Source organism: Paradesulfitobacterium ferrireducens, from assembly GCF_017310645.1.
In the GTDB taxonomy this organism is placed as follows: Bacteria; Bacillota; Desulfitobacteriia; order Desulfitobacteriales; family Desulfitobacteriaceae; genus Paradesulfitobacterium; species Paradesulfitobacterium ferrireducens.
Map to the genome: position 1 here is coordinate 318,668 of NZ_JAFLRH010000040.1, position 7,795 is coordinate 326,462.

Genomic DNA, 7,795 nt, shown 5'->3' on the forward strand with positions numbered 1-7,795 from the left:
CATTCACTTTGGGAAACTGACCGTTAGGAAAAAGGCTGCTTTTTTTGGTACGGTAATTGCTGGTAATAACGCTATAGTTAGAAAGCCTCAAAAGCATGATGCTGAAAGGAGACGGTTAAATGAAACGGATAGTTATCGGAATGTCCGGGGCCACGGGGGCTACTTATGGCGTGCAGCTGATTGAGGCATTGCATGCTATCGAAGAGTGTGAAACCCATTTGGTCATTAGTCCATGGGCAGAAAAAACAATTGCTTTGGAAACCAAATATACTCCCCAGCAGGTTAAACGGATGGTTACATTTTACCACGATTACCGCAATCAGGGAGCCCCTATTGCCAGCGGTTCTTTTGGAGCGGATGGAATGATTATCACTCCCTGCAGTATGAAAACCCTGTCCTCGATTGCGCACGGTTATGCGGATAATCTCATTGGACGTGCGGCCGATGTCATGTTGAAGGAAAGGAAACGCCTGATTCTGGTTCCCCGCGAGACTCCCCTGAGTGAAATTCACTTAGAGAATATGCTCAGGCTGACCCGGGCCGGAGCGATTATGGCCCCGCCCATGCCGGCTTTTTATAATCACCCGGCCAGTTTGGACGATTTGGTCAGGCACCACGTCTCCAGAATACTCGATTTGATCGGGATTGAAAATAGTCTTACCCGCCGTTGGGGTACTGCTTTTGTGACCGGAGGCGAACAGGCTGAGGTACAGAACGGGTAAAAAGGTAAGTTTCCTTATGGTATTTGAGATAAGGAATTGTTATAAGTGCTTAAAAGGGAGGATTGTATATGCTGCGAAAAAAGGTCGTGCTCACCTGGGTTTTGATTATCTCTTTAGTCCTGTTGTCCGGCTGTGGTGCGGGTTCCGCCGGGGCGGGCCAGGGCAGTAAAGATGCTGCCAAGGAGCCTTACCTGATCGGTGTTCTGACGGCGCAGACCGGATCAGCCAGTTGGCTGGGAGACGGGGAACTTAAAGCCGCGAATATGGTGGCGGAGCAAGTGAATGAGGGCGGCGGGGTTGACGGACATCCTCTGAAAGTCGTACCCTATGATACGGCCAGCAGTCCGGAACAAGCCGTTAAAGGAGCGGGCAAACTCATCGGAGACGGAGTTGTTGCGATTATCGGACCTTCCCTGGTGGCGGAGAGTAAGGCGATTGCCCCCTTGGTCAAGGGTTCGGGGCCGCTGGTGTATTCCCTTTCCGGAGGATACCGGCCGGAAAACCCCTGGATGTTTGCCGCCAGTGCCCAGACCGAAGTGATGCAGCAGACCGTTCTCGATTATTTTAAGGCCAAAGGGATTACTAAAATTGCCTTGTTGGCAGCCACCGACTCCACCGGCCAGGAAGCGGTTGATTCCCTGAAGGAGTGGATGGCCAAGGACTCCGCCTTTACCCTGGTAGCCCTGGAGCGGGTGAACCCGAGTGATGTGGATGTATCCGTCCAGCTCAATAATATCAAAAGCAAGGAGCCCCAGGCTCTGATCGCCTGGATGACCGGCAAACTGGTGAATGTGGTGGCTAAGAATTTCTATCAGCTGGGGCTGGAAATCCCCTTAGTGGTGTCCCACGGCAACTTATCTTACACTTTCTTGGACGGGATCCAAGGCTTTGCTCCCAAGACTTTACTTATGCCTGCGACGAAGGATTTTGCCTGGAAGTCCCTGCCCGATACTGATCCGCAAAAGAAAATCAATGAAAAACTGCATCTGGATTATAAAGCAAAGTATGGGAAAGAAGCGGATTTCGGCCCGGGAGTAGCCTATGATGCCATGAACCTCATTGTCAAGGGCTTGCGCCAGGTTGGGCCGGATAAAGAAAAACTGCGCGCTTTCCTGGAGAACACGAAAAACGAACCTGGGGCTACTGCAATTTTCAACTTCTCCGCAGATGATCATCGCGGCACGGGTCGTAAGGATACGGTTACCCTTAAGGTTGTCGGGAAGGAATTCACATTAGCGGAGTAACAGGGGGAGTGAGGCCGGATGAGTGCTGTGTGGCAGATGATCATATCCGGAGTGACCAGCGGCAGTATTTACGCACTGGTGGGGCTGGGTTTAGGGATAATTTATAATGTCAGCAAGGTGATCAATCTGGCCCAGGGAGAGTTTTTAACCTGGGGGGCTCTTTTGCTTATCAGCCTCACGGGTTGGGGCCTTCCCCTCGGAGCGGCGATTGCTTTAGCGGTCATTATGACGGCCGGAATCGGGATTATATTTGAACGCCTCGCGATTCGGCCGGCCTGGAAATCCTCTACTACGGTTCTCCTGATCGCGACCTTGGCCGTGTCCATTGTCTTTAAGGGGATTGCAATGATCGGATGGGGTAAGGATCCTCTTTCAGCTCCCTCGTTTTCCGGCGAGGAGCCGGTAAGAGTCGGGCAGACCGTAATTGCAACCCAGGTGTTTTGGGTAGTTGGCGTCTTGATTCTCATTGCAGCCTTAAGCTGGTACTTTTTCAACCGTACCCTTGCCGGGAAAGCCATTTTAGCCGTGTCTGAAAACCGGGATGCAGCAGCCTTGGTAGGGATTGATGTGAGATTGTCTGTGCTCACGGCCTTTGCTCTCAGTGCGGCGGTGGGCGCCCTGGCCGGGGCGGTGATTGCCCCCATCACCTTTGTGACCTATGACAGCGGCACCATGATCGGGTTAAAAGGATTTATCGCTCTCACCCTGGGCGGAATGGGCAGTATATGGGGCGGGATTATCGGGGGAGTGCTTTTGGGGTTGGTTGAAGCCCTGGGTGCCGGACTAATATCCGCCCAGTATAAAGATTTAATCGCCTTTGTCCTCCTGATTATCGTGCTGTATGCTAAACCGGCCGGTATTCTTAGTGTAAGCGGCAAAAGGGTATAGGAAAAAGCTTTAAGGAGAGAGGGTCGCATGGATGAAAGGATAAGAAAAAGCATAAGCCGGGGGGCATGGTGGGGCTACTTAGCAGTCGTTATCCTCGTGCTGATTCCTTACCTCGGAGTATCCAAACATTTCATTAACTTGCTTACTCTAACGGCCATTCTTGGGATCGCTGTATTGGGCATGGACTTACTTATGGGATTTACGGGCTTGCTTTCTTTGGGCCAGGCAGGTTTTATGGCTATCGGAGCGTATACCTCCGGCATCTTGGCCGTGAGATATGAATTGCCCCCTCTTTATGGGATTTTGGTGGCTCAGGCTCTGACCGTAGTTATTTCCCTGATGATTGGGAAGGCGGTGCTGCGGCTTAAAGGTTATCACCTGGCGATAGCGACCCTGGCGTTTAGTGTCATAATGGAGCAACTGTTAATTAATTCCCGTGAACTGACCGGCGGCCCTTCCGGACTGGCCGGGGTGCCCTTCTTTTCCGTGGGCGGGCTTTCGGTGCCAACGGGATTACCCCTGTACTATTTGACGATAGGGTTGGTTTTAATCATTATCCTCCTGTTCAGGAATCTGACTTCAGTAAGGGTAGGGCGGGCCTGGCTGGCCATTTCCGGGGATGAGACGGCGGCTGCGATGCTGGGTGTCAACACCAGCAATTACAAGCTGTTGGCTTTTGTCTTTGCCGCTTGCCTGGCGGCTTTAAGCGGAAGCCTGTATGTGCATTACATGCGTTTTATTTCTCCCGACATGGTGGGGATGCAGGCATCCATTAATATTACGGTTATGACGGCCCTGGGAGGACAGGGTACCTTATGGGGGCCGCTGCTGGGAGTGGGGCTGCTCACGTTTTTGCCGGACTTTGTCTCCTTTACCCAGCAGTTCCAGCTGATTATCAATGGACTGGTGCTGTTTGTCACGATTGTGTTCTTTCCTAAAGGAATCTCCGGCTTATTCACTTATGTGTACCAATGGATCATCCAACGCATCTTTCGCCTGCAGCGTTACCCGGAGGGAGGGCCGATCGACAATGGAGCAAGCCATTCTGTCCATAAATGAAGTCAGCAAGCGTTTTGGCGGTTTGCCGGCAGTGGATAAAGTATCCCTGCGGGTAAGGAAAGGCCAGATCAAGGCGTTAGTCGGTCCCAATGGAGCGGGCAAGACTACTTTATTTAATCTGATTACCGGAACTTATCCGGCCAACGAGGGCCGAATCGAGTTTGCGGGCAAGGATATTACCGGGCATCAACCCCACATGGTCAACTCGTATGGCCTGGCCCGCACCTTTCAGATCTTGCGCCTGTTTGACAAGCTCACTGCCCTTGACAATGTTAAGATAGGGTGTCACCGCTGGACCCAAACCGGACCGCTTGGCGGGTTCTTCCTAACCCCCAAAGTCAGGCGTGAGGAAGACCTGGTTAGAGAAAAAGCCTTGGAGTGCCTGGAAATGGTCGGCCTGACGAAGGTTGCCGGACAGTTGGCCGGGAATTTGCCGCTGGGCCAGCGCAAACTGCTGGAAGTGGCCAGGGCCCTGGCCAGCCAGCCCCGGCTGCTTTTGCTGGATGAGCCGGCAGCCGGGCTGAATGATAGCGAGACCAATGAATTCTTAGGCAGGATCCGCAAGATTAGGGATACCGGAGTGACTGTCTTATTGATTGAACACAATATGAACCTGGTGATGCGCCTGTCGGATGAAGTGGCCGTGCTTAACTACGGCAAGAAGATTGCGGACGGCAGGCCGGAAGACATCCAGAATAACCCGGAAGTAATTTCCGCATACCTGGGCACGAGGGGGTTGGAACGTGCTGAGCATTGACAAATTATCGGCAGCCTATGGCAATGTAACCGTGCTGACCAGGGTTTCGCTTCAAGTGAAAGAAGGAGAGATCGTGACCTTGATCGGGGCCAACGGAGCCGGCAAGAGCACCTTAATGCGCTGTGTGGCAGGCCTGCATAAACCTCTCTATGGCAAAGTATTTTTCCAAGGGGATGACATCACCGGCCAGCGGGCCAATCGCATTGTGAAAAAAGGGTTGTGCCTGATTCCGGAGGGAAGGCAGCTTTTCAGCGGACTCAGCGTGATGGATAATTTGCTTTTAGGAAGCCTCGGGCAGGTGGGCAGGCATAGTCCCGGTTCCGTGCAGGAACGGCTGGAGCAGGTAATGACCACGTTTCCGCGCCTGCGTGAGCGCATGACTCAGCTCGCCGGTACCTTAAGCGGGGGGGAGCAGCAAATGCTGGCGATTGCCCGCGGTCTCATGGCCAATCCCCGGTTTGTGATGCTGGATGAGCCCTCGTTGGGCCTGGCGCCGCTGATTGTAGAAGAAATCTTTGCTTTGATCCGGAATTTGAACAGCGCAGGGGTATCCATTCTCTTGGTGGAACAAAATGCCTACGCTGCCTTGGGAATTTCCCACCGGGGCTATGTCCTGGAAAACGGGCGCCTGGTCAAAGAAGGAAAGGCCGCCGAGTTGCTGGATGATGAGGATATCCGCTACCATTACCTTGGGGGAAAGGCGGGGTAAGGCAGCTTGCCAATAGAATGTTAATTATGTGAGACTTACCGCTGGGGTCGGTAATGAAGCAGATAAACGCGGGATATCTGCCGGTCACAGGCATTTCCTTGCCATTCAAGTGGAAAAAGTTGTAAGCTAGTGGCGTAGAATGGAGGGACCATATGGAAAGCGCGGTTTCGATCGGAGTCATTTCGACTCATGCTCATTTAACAGCATTGTGTCGCCAGGTGGGTCAAGTGGCCGGGCTAAAAATAATGGTCTACGAAGGGGCTCTGGAAAGCGCGGAGCCCGGGCTTCGCTATTTCGAGGAAAAAGGGGTGGAGGTGATTGTCTCCACCCGTGGCAACTCAATTTTCATCAGAGAGCAGACTGCGATTCCGGTAGTCGCGGTGCCGGAAAACAAGTTTGATATTTTCTATCCCTTAGCCAAAGCCGCTAAGAAATACGAACGGAAACTGAGGCTGTTTGTTTACCGCCAGGCTCCGGTGGACTTTGCGGATATTTTCGAACTTTTGGGTTTTGAACCGAACGTGGTGGTCTTCAATCACTATAACCATTTAGAAGGAATCCTGGAAGAACTTCAGGGGACGGATGAGGTAGTCATCGGGGGGGGATTTGTGTGTCAGGTGGCCTCCTCTATGGGATTTATTACCGAGCAGGTATCGATCAGCAAAGAGTCTTTACTGAACGCTTTGGAGTCGGCCCGGGCCTTGGCTATGGCGAGGCGTACGGAACGCAAGGAGAACTTGCGGCTTAAGGCCATTTTGGATTGTTCGTATGAAGGGATTGTCGCCACGGATGAGCGTGGGATCATTACCCTGTTCAACCGGGGTGCGGAAAAGCTTTTTAATACAAAAGCCAAGGATGTCTTGGGGCGCCACTGTTCTGAAGTGCTGCCGTCAGCCAAGCTGCAGGACGGTCTGGTGACCCAGGAACCGATCATAGGAGAAATTGCCCAAGTGGGCAATGCGAAGCTGGTGGTGAACCGGATTCCAATTATCAGCGGGGAAGAGATTTCCGGGACGGTTGCCAGTTTTCAGGGAGTCCAATCTATTCAGGATGTAGAAGAGAAGATCCGCAAAGAGCTTACAGTTAAAACTCAGGATGTCCGTTATAGCTTCTCGGATATTCGCGGCCATAGCAAAGCCATGTGTGTAGCCGTGGAACAGGCGAAGAAATACGCTCTGACGGATGAAACCATTTTGATTCTGGGAGAAAGCGGAACCGGCAAGGAATTGTTTGCGCAAAGCATTCATGGGGTTTCGCACCGTAAACATAAGACCTTTGTCGCGGTAAACTGCGCAGCCATCCCGGCTACCTTGCTCGAAAGCGAGCTTTTTGGGTATTCGGAGGGATCATTTACCGGTGCCCGCAAGGGTGGTAAGCCCGGCCTATTCGAGCTGGCCCATGGGGGTACGATTTTCCTGGATGAGATCGGGGAAATGCCGCTTGAGGTGCAGGCTAAACTGCTGCGCGTGATTCAGGAAAAAGAAGTGCGCCGAATTGGGGGGGACCGGGTGGTTCGGATCGATGTCCGCATTATCGCGGCTACCCACCGTGATCTAAGCGAATTGGTAACTGCCGGGAAGTTTCGCAAAGACTTATTTTACCGCTTGGATGTCCTGCACTTAAAAGTTCCGTCACTGTCGGAACGGCGTGAAGACCTTCCTTATTTAATCACAGAGATTTTGAATAAGTGTTCTGATGTGTCCAAACGGCAGAGAAAGATTATTACTTCAATCATTATGGCTCAACAAGATTACCCCTGGCCGGGGAACGTACGGGAACTGGAGAACATTGTCAGGCGGCTGGCAGTGTTGATTAAGGATTTAAGCGAAAATGAGGCCTTGAAGCAAGGGGAGGATACGTTTGAACAACACTGCGGCCCCCAGGCATTGCCTTTAAGTGTACGCAGTAATTCCTCCATCCAGGTCGAGGTTGAAGGAACGCTCAAAGACATGATCAATCGGGTTGAGAAGCAGATCATTCGTTATACTTTGCGTCAAAGCGGCGGGGATCATGGCAAGGCCGCGCACGCCCTCGGAATTGGGCGGACGACGCTTTGGCGGAAACTCGGGGATGAGCATGTGAAAACAGGGGAGCTTGGGAAGACAGGGGATTTTAGGAACGCAGGAGATTTTGGGAACTCAGGAAGAACAGAGAAGGTCGGCAAGATTGCTCATGTCAGATCTAAGAGAGGACAAATTTCTAAGTTATCCAAATTTAAGCAGGAGTTTGAGGTTATGTAAAAATACATAGCCTTTTTATTTGTCATCTTATTTGCTAAATACTTTCCGGTGGGTATAATCTCATCTTTGACAGTTAAGAACTATAAAAAGCTTGAAAGCCCTGTATTTGCAAGGTGTTCAAGCTTTTTTGTATTTTAACAAAGTGAGTAATTTTTTTATTTCTTAGCAGTGTTCAA

Annotated in this window: 7 protein-coding genes; all 7 read left to right on the forward strand. The window is 51.7% G+C overall.

Going from position 1 to position 7,795, the window contains the following annotated elements; all coding sequences use genetic code 11:
- Nucleotides 1-119 precede the first annotated feature (119 nt).
- The 7 genes from J0X21_RS14255 (at nt 120) to J0X21_RS14285 (ending at nt 7,619) form a co-directional block, all read left to right on the forward strand.
- A complete protein-coding gene (locus J0X21_RS14255) occupies nt 120-722 on the forward strand; it encodes a UbiX family flavin prenyltransferase (protein WP_206812860.1) in 603 nt (200 codons plus the stop codon).
- A gap of 68 nt (nt 723-790) precedes the next feature.
- Nucleotides 791-1,966, forward strand: coding sequence for an ABC transporter substrate-binding protein (locus J0X21_RS14260; protein ID WP_206812861.1), 1,176 nt, complete (start codon nt 791-793; stop codon nt 1,964-1,966).
- An 18-nt stretch (nt 1,967-1,984) separates the two neighbouring features.
- Nucleotides 1,985-2,854 carry a branched-chain amino acid ABC transporter permease gene (locus J0X21_RS14265; RefSeq protein ID WP_206812862.1) on the forward strand — a complete coding sequence of 290 codons (870 nt, stop codon included), beginning with the start codon at nt 1,985-1,987 and terminating at the stop codon, nt 2,852-2,854.
- A 27-nt stretch (nt 2,855-2,881) separates the two neighbouring features.
- Nucleotides 2,882-3,913 (forward strand): branched-chain amino acid ABC transporter permease, encoded by a 1,032-nt coding sequence (locus J0X21_RS14270; RefSeq protein ID WP_206812863.1) that lies wholly within the window; start codon nt 2,882-2,884, stop codon nt 3,911-3,913.
- Nucleotides 3,885-4,670: an ABC transporter ATP-binding protein gene (locus tag J0X21_RS14275; protein WP_206812864.1), complete on the forward strand. Its 786-nt coding sequence runs from the start codon at nt 3,885-3,887 to the stop codon at nt 4,668-4,670. Before J0X21_RS14270 ends, J0X21_RS14275 begins: the two co-directional genes overlap by 29 nt.
- Nucleotides 4,657-5,379, forward strand: a complete 723-nt coding sequence (locus J0X21_RS14280) for an ABC transporter ATP-binding protein (protein ID WP_206812865.1) — start codon at nt 4,657-4,659, stop codon at nt 5,377-5,379. Before J0X21_RS14275 ends, J0X21_RS14280 begins: the two co-directional genes overlap by 14 nt.
- Before the next feature lie 152 nt (nt 5,380-5,531).
- On the forward strand, nt 5,532-7,619 hold the full coding sequence (locus tag J0X21_RS14285) for a sigma 54-interacting transcriptional regulator (RefSeq protein ID WP_206812866.1): 2,088 nt from the start codon (nt 5,532-5,534) through the stop codon (nt 7,617-7,619).
- Nucleotides 7,620-7,795 lie beyond the last annotated feature (176 nt).